Consider the following 18,207-nt stretch of genomic DNA (forward strand, 5'->3'; position numbering starts at 1 on the left):
CCGGGCTCACCAGCCGGCCGACGGGCCCGTCAGCTCGCGGACGGCGGGCCGGGCCGCGTCCAGCACCGTCATGAACCACGCGGAGAAGGTGTCCTTCCCGTGCCGCTCGATCAGCTCGGCCGGAGACACCAGGGCCGTCTCGGCCACCTCCTCCGGGTCGGGCCGCGGCGGCGCCTGCACCAGACCCACGAAGAGATGGTTGTACTCCTGCTCCACCAGCCCCGAGGCCGGGTCCGGGTGGTTGTAGCGCACCGTGCCGGCCTCGGCGAGCAGCGACGGCGAGACCCCCAGCTCCTCGTACGTCCGCCGGGCCGCCGCCGCGAAGGGCGCCTCACCGGGATAGGGATGGCCGCAGCAGGTGTTGGACCACACACCGGGGGAGTGGTACTTGCCGAGCGCTCGCTGCTGGATCAGCAACCGCCCCCGCTCGTCGAACAGGAACACGGAGAACGCGCGGTGCAGTCGTCCGGGCGGCTGGTGCGCGGAGAGCTTCTCCGCGGTGCCGATCGTCACGCCGTCCTCGTCGACCAGTTCCAGCAAAATCGCGTCCGCGGTGCCGTTCGACGCATCGTGCGTCGCGGTGGCAGGAGTGATCGGCATACCCATCCTTCACATCGGTCCTCGCGCCCCAAGTGTGCCGTACGAATCCGGCACTCTCGGCACTTCCCGGCACTCCGCATGTCCCGCGCCGCGGCGCGGGCGGCGGTCGTGACCGGTCGGACGCCGAGGTGGGGCCCGGGGGTTGATCGTTCCCGGAGGGCGGGCCGGGAACCCCCGGGGGCGTCACCGGCTCCAGTGCCCGGGAGACAGGGAGCGGACGACCGGCGGACGGCTGCGCCGCCCGGCGCGTTCCCTCGCGCACGCGCCCCCTGCGGTGGCCGGCCGGGGGCGCGGCTCAGTGGCACAACCGCGCCTCGTGCTCCGCGTGGCCGCTGGGCTCCAGCTGGAAGGTGCAGTGCTCCACGTCGAAGTGGTCGCCGAGGCAGCCCTGCAACTCGTGGAGCATCTTCTCGTGGCCGATCGCGCTCAGCGCCTCGCCGCTCACCACCACGTGCGCCGAGAGCACCGGCATGCCCGAGGTGATCGTCCAGGCATGCAGGTCGTGGACGTCCTCGACCCCGTCCAGCGCCAGTATGTGGGCGCGCACCTCGGCGATGTCCACGCCCTTGGGCGCGGCCTCCAGCAGCACGTCCAGGGTCTCGCGGAGCAGCCGCAGGGTGCGTGGCACGATCATCAGGCCGATGAGCAGCGACGCGATCGGGTCCGCCGCCTGCCAGCCGGTGGCCAGGATCACCAGCGCCGAGACGATCACGGTCAGCGATCCCAGCGCGTCGGCCGCCACCTCCAGGAAGGCGCCCCGCACGTTCAGGCTCTCCTTCTGCCCGCGCATCAGCAGCGTCAGCGACACCATGTTGGCGACCAGGCCGATCACACCGAACACGACGGTCAGACCGCCCTCGGTGTCGGCGGGTGTGAGGAAGCGCTCGACCGCTTCGAACAGCACGTAGCCGCCGACGCCGAGCAGCAGCACACAGTTGGCCAGGGCCGCGAGGATCTCCGCCCGGGCGAAGCCGAAGGTGCGCCGGTCGCTCGGCGGGCGGTTCGCGAAGTGGACGGCGAGCAGCGCCATGCCGAGCCCCAGGGCGTCGGTCGCCATGTGGGCCGCGTCGGCGACCAGGGCGAGCGAGTCCGCGAGCATGCCGCCGACGATCTGGACCACCATGACGAAGAGCGTGATCGCCAGTGCCACCCGGAGCCTGCCGAGGTACGCGGCGGTCGCCGTGCCCCCGGCGCGCGCCCCGTGCGCATGCCCGTGATCGTGCCCAGCCCCCATGAGAAGCCCGCCTCCCTGTGTCTTCGGCATCCGGTGTCCGGATCACAGTCAACTACGGGCGGGGGGTATCGGGCAACGCGGCACTGAACACCGTTGTCATGTGCCCTGACCTGCGGAAACGGTGTGCAGGTCAGGGCACTGCGAGGCTCCGTGAGGGCCGTCCGGGTGACGGCTCGCCGCCGTCGCCCCGCTCCGTTGCGATGACCCTCTGTGGCCACCCTCGGACGCTTCGCGATGTCCGCGATGCCCGGTCTGGGGGCGCGGTTTGTGGGGCGGGGCCCGCATCCACGATGATGATCGCGGCAAAGGCGGGTGCACGTGGTGCCGACCGACCGTGAAACGGGCGGTGAACACGGCGTTCGGGGCATCCGATAACCTCTGCCGACATGCCGCCCGGGTGCCGCAGGCGCGGGCGTCCCACCATGTACAGGACCGGCGCCCCGGGCGTCGGCACCAGGGAGTGAGTTCGGTTGCCGACCGCCATCCTCACCGGTCAGCCGGTCCCCGGTTCGTCGATCGAGAGCGAGCTGCGGTCCCTGGGCTTCGAGGTGCGTGCCGCCTCCGGTGCGGCCGACGCCGAGCTGCTGCTCGCCCAGGTCTCCGCCGGGGAACGGGTCGCCCTGGTCGACGCCCGCTTCGTGGGCCACCTGCACTCCCTGCGCCTCGGTCTCACCGACCCCCGCTTCCCGCTCGCCGCGATCCCGGGCGCTGTGACCGCACAGCCGGCGGCCCGCCAGGCCCTGACCCGTGCGATGGCCCGCGAGAACCTCGCGGTCGGCGGTGCCGCGCTCGGGGGCGCTCCCGCTCGGGTGCGGCAGGGCGAAGGGGACGCCGAGAGCCTCGCCGACCGGATCACCGCCGCCCTCGACGCCGACGGCGCCGACGTGCACCGGCCCGAGCTCGGCAGCCTCGTCGCCGCCGTCCCCGCGGACCCGCAGGCCCGCAACGAGGCACGGCAGTCCGTCGCCGCCGTCGACGACGAGGCCGTACGTCTGAAGTCGGCGGTGAAGGCCCGCGACGGGTTCGTCACCACCTTCTTCATCAGCCCCTACTCCCGCTACATCGCCCGCTGGTGCGCGCGACGCGGACTGACCCCCAACCAGGTCACCACCGCCTCGCTGATCACCGCGCTCATAGCCGCGGGTTGCGCGGCCACCGGCACCCGCGGCGGCTTCGTCGCCGCCGGCGTCCTGCTCATCGCCTCCTTCGTCCTCGACTGCACCGACGGACAGCTGGCCCGCTACTCCCTGCAGTACTCGACGCTCGGCGCCTGGCTGGACGCCACCTTCGACCGCGCCAAGGAGTACGCCTACTACGCGGGCCTCGCCCTGGGAGCCGCCCGTGGCGGCGACGACGTGTGGGCCCTGGCCCTCGGCGCGATGGTCCTCCAGACCTGCCGGCACGTCGTCGACTTCTCGTTCAACGAGGCGAACGTCGACAGTACGGCCGCCGCCGCCAACACCAGCCCCACCGCCGCCCTCTCCGACAAGCTCGACAGCGTCGGCTGGACGGTCTGGGCGCGCCGCATGATCGTCCTGCCCATCGGCGAACGCTGGGCCATGATCGCCGTACTGACCGCGGTCACCACCCCGCGCATCACCCTCTACGCGCTGCTCGTCGGCTGCGCCTTCGCCGCGACGTACACCACCGCCGGCCGGGTCCTGCGCTCGCAGACCCGGAAGGCGTCGCGCACCGACCGGGCCGCGAAGGCGCTGGCCGACCTCGCCGACTCCGGACCGCTCGCCGAGGCCGTCGCCGCGGGCCTGCGCAAGCCCGCCCGCCGGCTGCCCGGCTTCACCGCCCCCGCCGTCGCCCTCCTCGGCGGCCTCGCCGTCGTCGCCACGGCGGCGCTCACCGGCTTCGGCGGCCCCTGGCCGGTCGTCGCCGCCGTCGCCTACGTCCTGACCTCCGGCCTCGCCGTCGCCCGCCCCCTCAAGGGCGCCCTCGACTGGCTGGTCCCCCCCTTCCTGCGCGCCGCCGAGTACGGCACCGTCCTGGTACTGGCGGCGAAAGCAGACGTGAACGGGGCCCTTCCGGCGGCTTTCGGCCTGGTTGCGGCGGTCGCCTACCATCACTACGACACGGTCTACCGCATCCGCGGTGGCGCGGGCGCGCCGCCGCAGTGGCTGGTGCGGACGATCGGGGGGCACGAGGGCCGCACGCTGGTGATCACCGTGCTGGCCGTGCTGCTCACCGCCACACAGTTCAAGCTCGCGCTCACGGTCCTCGCCGTGGCCGTGGCACTCGTGGTGCTCGTCGAGAGCATCCGCTTCTGGGTCGCCGCCCACCAGGGCGGCGCACCCGCCGTACACGACGAAGGAGAACCCGCATGATCGGCCTCGTGCTGGCCGCCGGCGCCGGCCGGCGTCTGCGCCCCTACACCGACACCCTGCCGAAGGCACTGGTGCCGGTCGGCCCCGAGGGGGCGGAGGACAGCATCACGGTGCTGGACCTGACCCTGGCGAACTTCGCCGAGGTCGGCCTGACCGAGGTCGGGATCATCGTCGGCTACCGCAAGGAAGCCGTGTACGACCGCAAGGAGGCGCTGGAGCAGAAGTACGGCGTCAAGCTCACCCTCATCGACAACGACAAGGCCGAGGAGTGGAACAACGCCTACTCCCTGTGGTGTGGTCGTGACGCCCTCAAGGACGGCGTGATCCTCGCCAACGGCGACACCGTGCACCCGGTCTCCGTCGAGAAGACCCTGCTCGCCGCCCGCGGCGACGGCAAGAAGATCATCCTCGCCCTCGACACGGTGAAGAGCCTCGCCGAGGAGGAGATGAAGGTCGTCGTCGACCCCGACAAGGGCGTCCAGCGCATCACCAAGCTGATGGACCCGTCCGAGGCGACCGGCGAGTACATCGGCGTCACCCTCATCGAGGGCGAGGCCGCCGTGGAGCTGGCCGACGCCCTGAAGACGACCTTCGAGCGCGACCCGCAGCTGTACTACGAGGACGGCTACCAGGAGCTCGTCAACCGCGGCTTCAAGGTCGACGTGGCGCCGATCGGCGAGGTCAAGTGGGTCGAGATCGACAACCACGACGACCTCGCCAAGGGCAGGGAGATCGCGTGCCAGTACTGACGAGGCTCATCCCGTCGCCGGTCGTCGTGGACATCCGCGCGGGTGCCCTCGACGACCTGGGATGTGTGCTCGCCGACGAGCGCATCTCCCACTCGGGCAAGCTCGCCGTCGCCGTCAGCGGCGGCTCGGGCGCCCGGCTGCGCGAGCGCGTCGCCCCGTCCCTGCCCGGCGCCGACTGGTTCGAGGTCGGCGGCGGCACCCTGGACGACGCGATCAAGCTGGCCGGCGCCATGAAGGCCGGTCACTACGACGCGGTCGTCGGGCTCGGCGGCGGCAAGATCATCGACTGCGCCAAGTTCGCCGCCGCCCGTATCGGCCTCCCGCTGGTCGCCGTGCCGACGAACCTCGCGCACGACGGACTGTGCTCGCCGGTCGCGACCCTCGACAACGACGCGGGCCGCGGCTCCTACGGCGTCCCGAACCCGATCGCCGTCGTGATCGACCTGGACGTCATCCGCGAGGCCCCGGTGCGGTTCGTGCGCGCCGGTATCGGCGACGCGGTCTCCAACATCTCCGCGATCGCGGACTGGGAGCTGGCCAACCGGGTCAAGGGCGAGCGCATCGACGGCCTGGCCGCCGCGATGGCCCGCCAGGCGGGCGAGGCCGTCCTGAGGCACCCGGGCGGCGTCGGCGACAACGACTTCCTCCAGGTGCTCGCCGAGGGCCTGGTCCTGACCGGCATCGCCATGTCGGTCTCCGGTGACTCGCGGCCCGCCTCCGGCGCCTGCCACGAGATCAACCACGCCTTCGACCTGCTCTTCCCCCAGCGCACGGCCGCCCACGGTGAGCAGTGCGGCCTGGGCGCGGCCTTCGCGATGTACCTGCGCGGGGCCCACGAGGAGTCCGCCCACATGGCCGAGGTGCTGCGCCGGCACGGGCTGCCGGTGCTGCCGGAGGAGATCGGGTTCACCCCGGAGGAGTTCTTCCGGGCCGTGGAGTTCGCCCCGCAGACGCGGCCCGGCCGCTACACGATCCTCGAGCACCTCGACCTCAAAACCGACCAGATCAAGGACCTGTACGCCGACTATGTCAAGGCCATCGGTAGCTGAACTACGTCCGGTCGTCCATCCCGCGGGGGTCAAGGACCGGCGCAGCGGTGAGCACTGGGCGGGACGCCTCTACATGCGCGAGGTCTCGCTGCGGATCGACCGCTACCTGGTGAACACCAGGGTCACGCCCAACCAGCTCACGTACCTGATGACCGTCTGCGGCGTCCTCGCGGCCCCGGCGCTGCTGGTGCCGGGCATCACGGGCGCCGTGCTCGGCGTCGTGGCGGTCCAGCTCTACCTGCTGCTGGACTGCGTCGACGGCGAGGTCGCGCGCTGGAAGAAGCAGTACTCGCTCGGCGGCGTCTACCTGGACCGGGTCGGCGCCTACCTGACCGACGCCGCGGTCCTGGTCGGCCTCGGCCTGCGCGCCGCCGACCTCTGGGGCACCGGCCGGATCGACTGGCTGTGGGCCTTCCTCGGCACCCTGGCCGCCCTCGGCGCCATCCTGATCAAGGCCGAGACCGACCTGGTGGGCGTGGCCCGGCACCAGACCGGGAGGGCACCGGTCCAGGAGTCCGCGTCCGAGCCGCGCTCCTCCGGCATGGCGCTGGCCCGCCGGGCCGCCGGGGCGCTCAAGTTCCACCGGCTGATCCTCGGCATCGAGGCGTCGCTGCTGATCCTGGTCCTCGCGATCGTCGACGAGAGCCGCGGCGACCTGTTCTTCACCCGCCTCGGTACGGCCGTACTGGCCGGCATCGCGCTGCTGCAGACCCTCCTGCACCTGGTGTCCATCCTCGCCTCCAGCAGGCTGAAGTGAGCGGGTCCATGAAGGTCGGCGCCGTCGTCATCACGATGGGCAACCGCCCCGACGAGCTGCGGGCCCTGCTCGACTCGGTCGCCCGGCAGGACGGCGACCGCGTCGAGGTGGTCGTCGTCGGCAACGGCTCGCCCGTCCCGGAGGTGCCGGAGGGCGTGCGCACCGTCGAGCTGCCCGAGAACCTGGGCATCCCCGGCGGCCGCAACGTCGGCATCGAGGCCTTCGGTCCGGGCGGCAGCGACGTCGACATCCTGCTCTTCCTCGACGACGACGGCCTGCTCGCCCGCACCGACACCGCGGAGCTGTGCCGCCAGGCCTTCGCGGCCGACGACGAGCTCGGCATCATCAGCTTCCGCATCGCCGACCCGGACACCGGCGAGACCCAGCGCCGGCACGTCCCGAGGCTGCGCGCCTCCGACCCGATGCGCTCCTCCCGGGTCACCACCTTCCTCGGCGGTGCCAACGCGGTGCGTACCCGCGTCCTCACGCAGGTCGGCGGCCTGCCGGACGCGTTCTTCTACGCCCACGAGGAGACCGACCTGGCGTGGCGGGCCCTCGACGCCGGCTGGATGATCGACTACCGGTCGGACATGGTGCTGAACCACCCCACGACCGCGCCGTCACGGCACGCGGTCTACCACCGCATGGTCGCCCGCAACCGCGTCTGGCTCGCCCGCCGGAACCTTCCCGCGCTCCTCGTCCCGGTCTACCTCGGCGTGTGGATGCTGCTCACCCTGCTGCGCCGGCCCTCGCGACCTGCCCTCAAGGCCTGGTTCGGCGGCTTCCGCGAGGGCTGGGCCACCCCCTGCGGCCCCCGGCGGCCCATGAGGTGGCGTACGGTGTGGCGGCTGACCCGGCTGGGCCGGCCTCCCGTGATCTGACAAGCTCGTACCCGAGAGCGTCCCGGCCCGCCCGGGGCCAACAGGTCCATGCCAGGCCCGCGCGGCCGAGCACTCCGAAGACGAAAGTTTCCACCAGTGAGTGAGACAACGCACGACGGCACGGTCGCCATGACCAAGCCCGTGTCGCCCGACGAGGGCCTCACACCGGCCAGGCTCGCCGCCAAGTACGGGCTGTCGGTGAGCGGGGCCCGGCCGTCCCTCGCGGAGTACGTCCGTCAGCTCTGGAGCCGGCGGCACTTCATCCTCGCCTTCTCCCAGGCGAAGCTGACCGCCCAGTACAGCCAGGCCAAGCTCGGCCAGCTGTGGCAGGTGGCCACGCCCCTGCTCAACGCGCTCGTCTACTTCACGATCTTCGGCCTGATCCTGAACGCCGGCAAGGGCATGCCGAAGGACGTGTACATCCCGTTCCTGGTGACGGGTGTGTTCGTCTTCACCTTCACCCAGTCCTCGGCGATGGCGGGCGTGCGCGCGATCTCCGGCAACCTCGGCCTGGTGCGGGCGCTGCACTTCCCGCGCGCCTCGCTCCCGATCTCGTTCGCCCTCCAGCAGCTCCAGCAGCTCCTGGCCTCGATGATCGTCATGTTCGCGGTGGTGATCGGCTTCGGCAGCTATCCCTCCCTGTCCTGGCTCCTGGTCGTCCCGGCGCTGCTCCTGCAGTTCCTCTTCAACATGGGCCTGGCGCTGATCGTGGCCCGGATGGGCGCCAAGACGCCGGACCTGGCCCAGCTGATGCCCTTCATCATGCGGACGTGGATGTACGCGTCGGGCGTCATGTTCTCCATCCCGATCATGCTGGAGGACAAGCCGACCTGGCTGGCGGACGTCCTCCAGTGGAACCCGGCCGCCGTCTACATGGACCTGATCCGCTTCGCGCTGATCGACGGGTACGGCTCGGAGAACCTGCCGCCGCACGTGTGGGCGGTCGCGCTCGGCTGGGCCGTGGTCCTGGCCGTGGGCGGCTTCGTGTACTTCTGGAAGGCGGAGGAGAGGTACGGCCGTGGCTGAGCAGCAGCAGGGCGAGCGGGTGCCGACGGTCATCGCGGACGAACTGCACATCGTCTACCGGGTCAACGGCGCCAGGACCGGCAAGGGCAGCGCGACCGCGGCCCTCAGCCGCATGATCAAACGGGGCGAGGACAGGGGCGTGCGCAAGGTGCACGCCGTGCGGGGCGTGTCGTTCACCGCCTACCGGGGCGAGGCGATCGGCCTGATCGGTTCCAACGGATCCGGCAAGTCGACCCTGCTGCGGGCCATCGCCGGCCTGCTGCCCGCCGAGCGCGGCAAGGTCTACACGGACGGCCAGCCCTCCCTCCTGGGCGTGAACGCGGCCCTGATGAACGACCTGACCGGCGAGCGCAACGTCATCCTCGGCGGTCTGGCCATGGGCATGTCCCGCGAGCAGATCAAGGAGCGCTACCAGGACATCGTCGACTTCTCCGGCATCAACGAGAAGGGCGACTTCATCACCCTGCCGATGCGCACGTACTCCTCCGGCATGGCGGCCCGGCTGCGCTTCTCCATCGCCGCCGCCAAGGACCACGACGTCCTGATGATCGACGAGGCCCTCGCCACCGGCGACCGGAAGTTCCAGACCCGCTCCGAGGAGCGCATCCGGGAGCTGAAGAAGGAAGCCGGCACCGTCTTCCTGGTCAGCCACAACAACAAGTCCATCCGCGACACCTGCAACCGCGTCCTGTGGCTGGAACGCGGCGAGCTGCGGATGGACGGCCCGACGGACGAGGTGCTCAAGGAGTACGAGAAGTTCACGGGCAAGTAGGGCGACGCGCCGAAGGCCCCGCCGGAGCTGTTCCGGCGGGGCACGCGTCTGCAAAGGAAGCGTCAACTCCGGCTGTTCTCAGGAATCTTGAGGCCGATCGATGTGTTCTTGTGATGCGCGGAGCACCCCTGCGGACCTCGGTGAGTTGTACAACGTAAGCTGGAGCGGTCCCGATACGCGGCACATGGGGCGATAATCCCCGACACCCTCGAGCGGGCCCGCCGCGCGGGCGGTCGGGCGGCGTGTCCGAAATAGTGTGTATTGGGTCGGCAGTGTAGAACGGGAGATGTGACGGCAATGGCGACGGAAACTCCCCACCTCCGCGACGCGTGCGCCGTCCCCGCCCAGGGCTGCCCGCGATGACGGCCACCGACACGGCGCGCGCCGTGGACCCGGAGCACGCCGTGGACCCGGAGCGCGCCACCCTCGCCAAGGCGGCGAGCGAGAACTTCCCCGTGGCCCCCTTCTTCCTCCCCCGCGACTGGCGCACCGACCTCATGGCCGTCTACGGCTTCGCCCGTCTGGTCGACGACATCGGCGACGGCGACCTGGCCCCCGGCGGCGCCGACGCCCGCCTCCTCGGCGTCCCCGGCGACCGGGCCGACGACCGGCTGCTGATGCTGGACGCCTTCGAGGCCGACCTGCACAGGGTCTTCGACGGCATCCCCCGCCACCCGCTGCTGCGCCGCCTCCAGCCCACCGTGCGCCGCCGCTCGCTGACCCCCGAGCCCTTCCTCGGCCTGATCGCCGCCAACCGCCAGGACCAGGTGGTGCGGCGGTACGAGACCTACGACGACCTGCTCGCCTACTGCGAGCTGTCCGCCAATCCGGTCGGTCGCCTCGTCCTCGCCGTCACCGGCACCTCGACGCCCGAGCGGGTCCGCCGGTCCGACGCGATCTGCACCGCCCTGCAGATCGTCGAGCACCTCCAGGACGTCGCCGAGGACCTGGGCCGTGACCGCGTCTACCTGCCCGCCGAGGACATGGAACGCTTCCACGTCCAGGAGACGGACCTCGCCGCGCCCACCGCCGGCGCCGCGGTGCGCGCCCTGATCGCGTACGAGACCCGACGCGCGCGCGACCTGCTGAGCGAGGGCGCCCCCCTGGTGGGCAGCGTCCGCGGCAGGCTCCGCCTGCTGCTCGCCGGGTTCGTGGCGGGGGGCAGGGCGGCCGTCCGGGCGATCGAGGCCGCCGATCACGACGTACTTCCCGGCCCGCCCAAGCCCGGCAAGGTCCAGTTGCTGCGCGAGGTGGGCGTGACCCTGCGAGGAGAGGGGTGATCGGGACCGTGGAGTCGTCAGCGCACACGTCGGCACCGGTGCTCGCCGCCTACAGCTACTGCGAGGCCGTCACCGGACAGCAGGCCCGCAACTTCGCCTACGGCATCCGGCTCCTGCCGACGCCCAAGCGCCGGGCCATGTCGGCGCTGTACGCGTTCTCACGCCGCGTCGACGACATCGGCGACGGAGAGCTCGCGGGTGACGTCAAGGTCGCCCGGCTGGAGGAGACGCGGGCGCTGCTCGCCCGGATCCAGGACGGGGCGGTGGACGAGGACGACACCGACCCGGTCGCCGTCGCCCTCGCCCACGCCGCGCGCGCCTTCCCGATCCCGCTCGGCGGGCTCGACGAGCTGATCGACGGCGTCCAGATGGACCTGCGGGGCGAGACCTACGAGACCTGGGACGACCTGAAGGTCTACTGCCGCTGTGTGGCGGGCGCCATCGGCCGCCTCTCGCTCGGCGTGTTCGGCGCCGAACCGGGGGCGCGCGGCGCCGAACGCGCGCCCGAGTACGCCGACACGCTCGGCCTCGCGCTCCAGCTCACCAACATCCTGCGGGACGTCCGCGAGGACGCCGAGGACGGGCGGACCTACCTGCCCGCCGACGACCTCGCCAAGTTCGGCTGCTCCGCCGGATTCGGCGGACCGACGCCGCCCGCGGGCTCCGACTTCGCCGGCCTCGTCCACTTCGAGGTGCGTCGGGCCCGCGCCCTCTTCGCCGAGGGCTACCGGCTGCTGCCCATGCTCGACCGGCGCAGCGGCGCCTGCGTGGCCGCCATGGCCGGCATCTACCGCCGCCTCCTGGACCGCATCGAGCGGGACCCGGAGGCCGTCCTGCGCGGCCGGGTCTCGCTCCCCGGACGCGAGAAGGCGTACGTCGCCGTGCGCGGCCTGTCCGGGCTGGACGCCCGGCACGTCACCCGGCGGGCCGTCAGGAAGCGCGCCTGATGGACGTACCCGGCACACTCGACACTCCGGACCGGAGCGGCGCCTCCGGCGAGGAACGGCGGGCAACCCTCCGGTGGCGGTCGGCGTCCCTGACTGAGACGGTCGGCCGTACACCGTTCACACACTGCGGCGACCGGACAGGGAAGGGCGCACCATGACGCACGGCAACGGCACGCGGGACGGCGGACAGCTCGCGGACGTCTCCGCCCTCCGGCCCGGCGGACACGCCGTCGTGGTCGGTGGCGGAATCGCCGGGGTCACCGCCGCCCTCACGCTCGCCGATGCCGGGGTGCGCGTCACCCTGCTCGAAGGACGGCCGCGACTGGGCGGGCTCGCCTTCTCCTTCCAGCGCGGCGACCTCACCGTCGACAACGGCCAGCACGTCTACCTGCGCTGCTGCACCGCCTACCGCTGGTTCCTCGACCGCATCGGGGGAACGGCCCTCGCTCCGGTGCAGGAACGTCTCGACGTGCCGGTCGTCGACCTGGCCCGGCCCGCGGGACGACGGCTCGGCAGACTGCGGCGCGACGCGCTGCCGGTGCCCCTGCACCTGGGGCGGAGCCTCGCCACGTACCCGCACCTCTCGCTCGCCGAGCGGGCCGCGGTCGGGCGGGCCGCGCTCGCGCTCAAGGGGCTCGATCTCACCGATCCGGCGCTGGACACCCAGGACTTCGGCAGCTGGCTGGCCGCGCACGGCCAGTCGGCGCGCGCCGTCGAGGCGCTGTGGGACCTCGTCGGCGTCGCGACCCTCAACGCGGTCGCGGGCGACGCCTCGCTGGGGCTCGCCGCGATGGTGTTCAAGACCGGTCTGCTGTCCGACCCGGGCGCGGCCGACATCGGGTGGGCCCGGGTCCCGCTGGGCGACCTGCACGACCGGATGGCCCGCGAGGCGCTCGACGCCGCGGGCGTCCGCACCGAGGTCCGTACCCGCGTCACCTCCGTCCGGGCGAAGGAGAACGGAGGCTGGAGCGTCGAGGTCCAGGGCGAGACCCTGGAGGCCGACGCGGTCGTCCTGGCCGTGCCGCAGCGCGAGACGCACGACCTGCTGCCCGCGGGCGCCCTCGACGCCCCCGCGAACCTGCTGGAGATCGGCACGGCGCCGATCCTGAACATCCACGTCGTCTACGACCGCAAGGTGCTCGCCGCGCCGTTCCTCGCGGCTCTCGGCACCCCCGTGCAGTGGGTGTTCGACCGTACCGAGGCCTCCGGGCTGAAGGAGGGTCAGTACCTGGCGCTGTCGCAGTCGGCCGCGCAGAACGAGATCGACGAGCCCGTGGCCGTGCTGCGCGAGCGGTACCTGCCCGAGCTGGAGCGGCTGCTGCCCGGCACCCGGGGCGCCGGGGTGAAGGACTTCTTCGTGACCAGGGAGCGCACCGCGACCTTCGCTCCCGACCCCGGCGTCGGCCGGCTCCGGCCCGGCGCCCGCACCAAGGCACCCGGCCTGTACCTGGCCGGAGCGTGGACCGCCACCGGGTGGCCCGCGACCATGGAGAGTGCGGTTCGCAGCGGTGTCGGGGCGGCGGGCGCCGCGCTCGGCGCCCTGGGCCGGTCCCGCGGCCTGCTTCCCGACTTCTTCGGGGAGGCGGCATGAGAACCGATCCGCGTGGGACCGACTCCCGCACTCCCGGTACCGCAACTGGAGGAAAGACTGTGCCCACTGTGCCCCCGGCCCCGAAGGCTGCCGAGGCGGTGGACGTGACCGCGCTCCTGGAGCGTGGCCGGACCCTGACCACGCCGGTCCTGCGGGCTGCCGTAGACCGTCTGGCACCTCCCATGGACACCGTCGCCGCCTACCACTTCGGCTGGATCGACGCCCAGGGCAGGCCCGCGGACGGTGACGGCGGCAAGGCCGTCCGCCCCGCGCTCGCGGTGCTCTCCGCCGAGGTCACCGGTGCCGCGCCCGAGACGGGCGTCCCCGGCGCGGTGGCGGTGGAGCTGGTGCACAACTTCTCCCTCCTGCACGACGACCTGATGGACGGCGACGAGCAGCGCCGCCACCGCGACACCGTCTGGAAGGTGCACGGCCCCGCCCAGGCCATCCTGGTCGGCGACGCCCTGTTCGCACTCGCCAACGAGGTGCTGCTGGAGCTCGGCACCGTCGAGGCGGGCCGTGCCACCCGCCGCCTCACCAAGGCCTCCCGCGCCCTGATCGACGGTCAGGCCCAGGACATCTCCTACGAGCACCGCGACCGCGTCAGTGTCGAGGAGTGCCTGGAGATGGAGGGCAACAAGACCGGCGCCCTGCTCGCCTCCGCCAGCTCCATCGGCGCGGTGCTCGGCGGCGCCGACGAACACACCGCCGACACGCTGGAGAGGTACGGCTACCACCTGGGCCTCGCCTTCCAGGCCGTGGACGACCTGCTCGGCATCTGGGGCGACCCGGAGGCCACCGGCAAGCAGACCTGGAGCGACCTGCGCCAGCGCAAGAAGTCCCTCCCGGTCGTGGCCGCGCTCGCGGCCGGCGGACCCGCCTCCGAGCGGCTCGGCGAGATCCTCGCCGCCGACGCCAAGACCAGCGACTTCGCGAACTTCTCCGAGGAGGAGTTCGCGGCCCGCGCCGCCCTCATCGAGGAAGCGGGCGGCCGGGAGTGGACCGCCGACGAGGCGCGCCGTCAGCACACCATCGCCATCGAAGCCCTCGACGCCGTGGACATGCCCGAGCGGGTGCGGGACCGTTTCACGGCACTCGCGGACTTCGTCGTCGTACGAAAGAGATGATCACTATCGGTCGAATAGCCCTCGCGTAGTCGCCGGCCGGTGTCGCGGGAACGACCAGCACCGGCCGACGGCGGACCCACAGCAGAAGCACCACTTGCAGACTGCACGAAGGGGAAGCCATGACAGCGACGACCGACGGAAGCACCGGGGCCACCCTGAAGCCCCTCGCAGCCGCGGCCAGCGAAACCGACGACATCACGATCCCCCCCGCGGCGGCCGGGGTACCAGAAGCCGCCGCCCGCGCCACCCGGCGCGCCACGGACTTCCTGCTCTCCCTGCAGGACGCCCAGGGCTGGTGGAAGGGCGACCTCGAGACGAACGTCACGATGGACGCCGAGGACCTGCTCCTGCGACAGTTCCTGGGCATCCTCGACGAGGAGACCGCCCGCGCCGCCGCCCTGTTCGTCCGCGGCGAGCAGCGCGAGGACGGCACCTGGGCGACCTTCTACGACGGTCCCGGCGACCTCTCCGCCACCATCGAGGCCTACGTCGCCCTGCGCCTGGCCGGCGACGCCCCCGACACGCCGCACATGGCGAAGGCCGCCGAGTGGATCCGGTCCCGGGGCGGCATCGCGGCCGCCCGCGTCTTCACCCGGATCTGGCTGGCCCTGTTCGGCTGGTGGAAGTGGGACGACCTGCCCGAACTCCCGCCGGAGCTCATCTACTTCCCCACCTGGGTACCGCTCAACATCTACGACTTCGGCTGCTGGGCCCGGCAGACCATCGTGCCGCTCACCATCGTCTCCGCCAAGCGGCCGGTGCGCCCCGCGCCCTTCGCGCTGGACGAACTGCACACCGACCCGGCCGTCCCCAACCCGCCGCGGCCCCTGGCACCGGCGGCGAGCTGGGACGGCGCCTTCCAGCGCCTCGACAGGGCCCTGCACGCCTACCGCAGGGTCGCCCCGCGCCGGCTGCGCCGCGCCGCGATGAACACCGCCGCGCGCTGGATCATCGAGCGGCAGGAGAACGACGGCTGCTGGGGCGGCATCCAGCCCCCGGCCGTGTACTCGGTCATCGCCCTGTACCTGCTCGGCTACGACCTCGAGCACCCCGTGATGCGCGCGGGACTGGAGTCCCTGGACCGCTTCGCCGTGTGGCGCGAGGACGGCGCCCGGATGATCGAGGCCTGCCAGTCCCCGGTGTGGGACACCTGCCTGGCCGTCATCGCGCTGGCCGACGCCGGGGTGCCCGCCGACCACCCGCAACTGGTCAAGGCCGCCGACTGGATGCTCGGTGAACAGATCGTGCGCCCCGGCGACTGGTCGGTGAAGCGTCCCGGACTGCCGCCCGGCGGCTGGGCGTTCGAGTTCCACAACGACAACTACCCCGACATCGACGACACCGCCGAGGTCGTCCTCGCGCTGCGCCGGGTCCGCCACCACGACCCGGAGCGGGTCGAGAGGGCCATCGGCCGCGGGGTCCGCTGGAACCTCGGCATGCAGTCGAAGAACGGCGCCTGGGGCGCGTTCGACGTCGACAACACCAGCGCCTTCCCCAACCGGCTGCCCTTCTGCGACTTCGGCGAGGTCATCGACCCGCCGTCCGCGGACGTCACCGCGCACGTCGTCGAGATGCTCGCGGTCGAGGGACTCACCCATGACCCGCGCACCCGGCGGGGCATCCAGTGGCTGCTGGCCGAACAGGAGGCGGACGGCTCGTGGTTCGGCCGCTGGGGCGTCAACTACGTCTACGGCACCGGCTCCGTCGTCCCCGCCCTGACGGCCGCCGGCCTCCCCGCCTCGCACCCCGCCGTCCGCCGCGCGGTGACCTGGCTGGAGTCCGTCCAGAACGACGACGGCGGCTGGGGCGAGGACCTGCGCTCCTACCGGTACGTCAGGGAGTGGAGCGGCCGGGGCGCCTCGACCGCCTCGCAGACCGCCTGGGCGCTGATGGCCCTGCTCGCGGCGGGGGAGCGGGAGTCGAAGGCCGTCGAACGCGGCATCGCCTGGCTGGCCGCCACCCAGCGGGAGGACGGCTCCTGGGACGAGCCGTACTTCACCGGCACCGGCTTCCCCTGGGACTTCTCCATCAACTACCACCTCTACCGGCAGGTCTTCCCGCTCACCGCCCTCGGCCGGTACGTGCACGGCGACCCCTTCGCCGAGAAACACGGCGTGGGGAACGCCGCCGCCCGCGCCGAGCAGCCCGCCGCCCAGACCTCCCCGGCCGAGGTGAAGGGCAGCTGATGAACGCGCAGACCGGCCCGTCCCCGCTGCTGATCGCCTGCGCGCTCGGCATCGAGCACCTCGCCCTGCGCACCGGCGACCGCGGCGGCGCCGGCGGACCGGTCACCGTCCTGCGCACCGGCATGGGCCCCAGGGCCGCCGAGCGCTCGGTCACCCGGGCCCTGGCCGAGGACCCGACGCTCGGCGACGCCGTCGTGCTGGCCACGGGCTTCTGCGCGGGACTCGCCCCCGGCATGCACCCGGGCGACCTGGTCGTCGCCGAGGAGACCCGGGACCCGCGCTCCACCGTCGCCTGCGTCGGGACCGACCGGCTGGTGAAGGAGCTCGCGCGGGCCCTTCCCCGGCGCACCGTCCACACCGGGCCGCTCACCGGCTCGGACCACGTCGTCCGCGGCCCCGAGCGCGCCGACCTGCTCGCCACCGGCGCGATCGCCGTCGACATGGAGTCCGCGGCCACGCTCCTGAGCGCCGTCCGGGCGGGCGCGCGCCCGGTTGCGGCCGTCCGGGTGGTCGTGGACGCTCCAGAACACGAGCTGGTCCGGATCGGCACGGTGCGCGGTGGAATATCAGCTTTCCGTGTTCTCCGATCCGTTCTTCCCGCATTCTTCGAATGGCACCGTTCGTTGCTGCTCCCCCGGAGGTGAGCCCAGATGGCCATGCCGCTTCGTCAGTCCGTCAAGGTCGCTACGTACCTGGCCGAACAGAAGATCCGCCGACGGGACAAGTTTCCGCTCATCGTGGAGCTGGAGCCGCTTTTCGCCTGCAACCTGAAGTGCGAGGGATGCGGCAAGATCCAGCACCCGGCGGGGGTGCTCAAGCAGCGCATGCCGGTGGCGCAGGCCGTCGGGGCGGTGCTCGAATCGGGTGCGCCGATGGTCTCCATCGCCGGCGGCGAGCCGCTGATGCACCCTCAGATCGACGAGATCGTACGGCAGTTGGTGGCCAAGCGGAAGTACGTGTTCCTGTGCACCAACGCCTTGCTCATGCGCAAGAAGATGGACAAGTTCAAGCCCTCGCCCTACTTCGCCTTCGCCGTGCACATCGACGGGCTGCGCGAGCGGCACGACGAGTCCGTGGCCAAGGAGGGCGTGTTCGACGAGGCGGTGGAGGCCATCAAGGAGGCCAAGCGGCGCGGCTTCCGGGTGACCACCAACTCGACCTTCTTCAACACCGACACCCCGCAGACCATCGTCGAGGTCCTCGACTACCTCAACGACGACCTCAAGGTCGACGAGATGATGATCTCGCCCGCCTACGCCTACGAGAAGGCCCCCGACCAGGAGCACTTCCTGGGCGTGGAGCAGACCCGCGAGCTGTTCAAGAAGGCCTTCTCGGGCGGCAACCGGGCCCGCTGGCGGCTCAACCACTCCCCGCTGTTCCTCGACTTCCTCGAGGGCAAGGTCGACTTCCCGTGCACCGCGTGGGCGATCCCGAACTACTCCCTGTTCGGCTGGCAGCGCCCCTGCTACCTGATGAGCGACGGCTACGTCCCGACCTACCGGGAGCTGGTCGAGGAGACCGACTGGGACAAGTACGGCCGCGGCAAGGACCCGCGCTGCGCCAACTGCATGGCGCACTGCGGTTACGAGCCCACCGCCGTCCTGGCCACGATGGGCTCGCTCAAGGAGTCCCTGCGCGCCCTGCGCGAGACCGTCTCCTCGAACCGGGAGTGACG

At 72.1% G+C, this 18,207-nt stretch carries 17 protein-coding genes; 15 read left to right on the forward strand and 2 right to left on the reverse strand.

Going from position 1 to position 18,207, the window contains the following annotated elements:
• Nucleotides 1-6 precede the first annotated feature (6 nt).
• Nucleotides 7-600 carry an isopentenyl-diphosphate Delta-isomerase gene (gene idi / locus SAM23877_RS30375; RefSeq protein WP_053139949.1) on the reverse strand — a complete coding sequence of 198 codons (594 nt, stop codon included), beginning with the start codon at nucleotides 598-600 and terminating at the stop codon, nucleotides 7-9.
• Between the two features lie 295 nt (nucleotides 601-895).
• A complete protein-coding gene (locus SAM23877_RS30380) occupies nucleotides 896-1,834 on the reverse strand; it encodes a cation diffusion facilitator family transporter (RefSeq protein ID WP_053139950.1) in 939 nt (312 codons plus the stop codon).
• Nucleotides 1,835-2,304: 470 nt separating this feature from the next.
• Between SAM23877_RS30380 and SAM23877_RS30385 the strand changes: the two genes are divergently transcribed.
• The 15 genes from SAM23877_RS30385 to hpnH all read left to right on the forward strand — a co-directional run bounded on the left by SAM23877_RS30385 (nucleotide 2,305) and on the right by hpnH (nucleotide 18,205).
• Complete coding sequence (locus SAM23877_RS30385) at nucleotides 2,305-4,167, forward strand: DUF5941 domain-containing protein (protein WP_053139952.1); 1,863 nt, start codon at nucleotides 2,305-2,307, stop codon at nucleotides 4,165-4,167.
• Nucleotides 4,164-4,916, forward strand: a complete 753-nt coding sequence (locus SAM23877_RS30390; RefSeq protein ID WP_053139954.1) for a phosphocholine cytidylyltransferase family protein — start codon at nucleotides 4,164-4,166, stop codon at nucleotides 4,914-4,916. The genes SAM23877_RS30385 and SAM23877_RS30390 overlap by 4 nt, the downstream gene beginning before the upstream one ends.
• Nucleotides 4,904-5,965, forward strand: coding sequence for an iron-containing alcohol dehydrogenase family protein (locus SAM23877_RS30395; RefSeq protein ID WP_053139956.1), 1,062 nt, complete (start codon nucleotides 4,904-4,906; stop codon nucleotides 5,963-5,965). Before SAM23877_RS30390 ends, SAM23877_RS30395 begins: the two co-directional genes overlap by 13 nt.
• The gene (locus tag SAM23877_RS30400) at nucleotides 5,943-6,722 is read left to right on the forward strand and encodes a CDP-alcohol phosphatidyltransferase family protein (protein WP_162492134.1); all 780 of its coding nucleotides are present in this window, start codon (nucleotides 5,943-5,945) and stop codon (nucleotides 6,720-6,722) included. The genes SAM23877_RS30395 and SAM23877_RS30400 overlap by 23 nt, the downstream gene beginning before the upstream one ends.
• An 8-nt stretch (nucleotides 6,723-6,730) precedes the next feature.
• Complete coding sequence (locus SAM23877_RS30405) at nucleotides 6,731-7,603, forward strand: glycosyltransferase family 2 protein (RefSeq protein ID WP_053139959.1); 873 nt, start codon at nucleotides 6,731-6,733, stop codon at nucleotides 7,601-7,603.
• 96 nt (nucleotides 7,604-7,699) lie between these two features.
• On the forward strand, nucleotides 7,700-8,629 hold the full coding sequence (locus SAM23877_RS30410) for an ABC transporter permease (RefSeq protein ID WP_053139961.1): 930 nt from the start codon (nucleotides 7,700-7,702) through the stop codon (nucleotides 8,627-8,629).
• Nucleotides 8,622-9,401: an ABC transporter ATP-binding protein gene (locus SAM23877_RS30415; protein WP_053139963.1), complete on the forward strand. Its 780-nt coding sequence runs from the start codon at nucleotides 8,622-8,624 to the stop codon at nucleotides 9,399-9,401. Before SAM23877_RS30410 ends, SAM23877_RS30415 begins: the two co-directional genes overlap by 8 nt.
• 359 nt (nucleotides 9,402-9,760) lie before the next feature.
• The gene (gene hpnC, locus SAM23877_RS30420; RefSeq protein ID WP_053139965.1) at nucleotides 9,761-10,681 is read left to right on the forward strand and encodes a squalene synthase HpnC; all 921 of its coding nucleotides are present in this window, start codon (nucleotides 9,761-9,763) and stop codon (nucleotides 10,679-10,681) included.
• Complete coding sequence (gene hpnD, locus SAM23877_RS30425) at nucleotides 10,678-11,628, forward strand: presqualene diphosphate synthase HpnD (RefSeq protein ID WP_053139967.1); 951 nt, start codon at nucleotides 10,678-10,680, stop codon at nucleotides 11,626-11,628. The genes hpnC and hpnD overlap by 4 nt, the downstream gene beginning before the upstream one ends.
• Nucleotides 11,628-11,786 carry a DUF6380 family protein gene (locus tag SAM23877_RS41465; protein WP_079030527.1) on the forward strand — a complete coding sequence of 53 codons (159 nt, stop codon included), beginning with the start codon at nucleotides 11,628-11,630 and terminating at the stop codon, nucleotides 11,784-11,786. The genes hpnD and SAM23877_RS41465 overlap by 1 nt, the downstream gene beginning before the upstream one ends.
• The gene (gene hpnE / locus SAM23877_RS30430; protein ID WP_053139970.1) at nucleotides 11,783-13,219 is read left to right on the forward strand and encodes a hydroxysqualene dehydroxylase HpnE; all 1,437 of its coding nucleotides are present in this window, start codon (nucleotides 11,783-11,785) and stop codon (nucleotides 13,217-13,219) included. Before SAM23877_RS41465 ends, hpnE begins: the two co-directional genes overlap by 4 nt.
• 68 nt (nucleotides 13,220-13,287) lie before the next feature.
• A complete protein-coding gene (locus SAM23877_RS30435) occupies nucleotides 13,288-14,346 on the forward strand; it encodes a polyprenyl synthetase family protein (protein WP_162492165.1) in 1,059 nt (352 codons plus the stop codon).
• A 119-nt stretch (nucleotides 14,347-14,465) separates the two neighbouring features.
• Nucleotides 14,466-16,532 (forward strand): squalene--hopene cyclase, encoded by a 2,067-nt coding sequence (gene shc / locus SAM23877_RS30440; protein ID WP_053139974.1) that lies wholly within the window; start codon nucleotides 14,466-14,468, stop codon nucleotides 16,530-16,532.
• Nucleotides 16,532-17,176, forward strand: a complete 645-nt coding sequence (locus SAM23877_RS30445) for a phosphorylase family protein (RefSeq protein WP_053139976.1) — start codon at nucleotides 16,532-16,534, stop codon at nucleotides 17,174-17,176. The genes shc and SAM23877_RS30445 overlap by 1 nt, the downstream gene beginning before the upstream one ends.
• A 6-nt stretch (nucleotides 17,177-17,182) precedes the next feature.
• Entirely contained in the window at nucleotides 17,183-18,205 is a 1,023-nt protein-coding gene (hpnH, locus tag SAM23877_RS30450) for an adenosyl-hopene transferase HpnH (protein WP_053139978.1), read from the forward strand.
• Nucleotides 18,206-18,207 lie beyond the last annotated feature (2 nt).

This window comes from Streptomyces ambofaciens ATCC 23877, assembly GCF_001267885.1.
Lineage (GTDB): Bacteria > Actinomycetota > Actinomycetes > Streptomycetales > Streptomycetaceae > Streptomyces > Streptomyces ambofaciens.

What these genes read in the sequence shown, in the direction of transcription:
- idi (WP_053139949.1), bottom strand. Translation starts at nt 600, where the DNA reads ATGCCGATCACTCCTGCCACCGCGACGCACGATGCGTCGAACGGCACC.
- hpnC (WP_053139965.1), top strand. Translation starts at nt 9,761, where the DNA reads ATGACGGCCACCGACACGGCGCGCGCCGTGGACCCGGAGCACGCCGTG.
- SAM23877_RS30445 (WP_053139976.1), top strand. Translation starts at nt 16,532, where the DNA reads ATGAACGCGCAGACCGGCCCGTCCCCGCTGCTGATCGCCTGCGCGCTC.
- SAM23877_RS30390 (WP_053139954.1), top strand. Translation starts at nt 4,164, where the DNA reads ATGATCGGCCTCGTGCTGGCCGCCGGCGCCGGCCGGCGTCTGCGCCCC.
- SAM23877_RS30405 (WP_053139959.1), top strand. Translation starts at nt 6,731, where the DNA reads ATGAAGGTCGGCGCCGTCGTCATCACGATGGGCAACCGCCCCGACGAG.
- SAM23877_RS41465 (WP_079030527.1), top strand. Translation starts at nt 11,628, where the DNA reads ATGGACGTACCCGGCACACTCGACACTCCGGACCGGAGCGGCGCCTCC.
- hpnE (WP_053139970.1), top strand. Translation starts at nt 11,783, where the DNA reads ATGACGCACGGCAACGGCACGCGGGACGGCGGACAGCTCGCGGACGTC.
- hpnH (WP_053139978.1), top strand. Translation starts at nt 17,183, where the DNA reads ATGGCCATGCCGCTTCGTCAGTCCGTCAAGGTCGCTACGTACCTGGCC.
- SAM23877_RS30400 (WP_162492134.1), top strand. Translation starts at nt 5,943, where the DNA reads ATGTCAAGGCCATCGGTAGCTGAACTACGTCCGGTCGTCCATCCCGCG.
- SAM23877_RS30380 (WP_053139950.1), bottom strand. Translation starts at nt 1,834, where the DNA reads ATGGGGGCTGGGCACGATCACGGGCATGCGCACGGGGCGCGCGCCGGG.
- shc (WP_053139974.1), top strand. Translation starts at nt 14,466, where the DNA reads ATGACAGCGACGACCGACGGAAGCACCGGGGCCACCCTGAAGCCCCTC.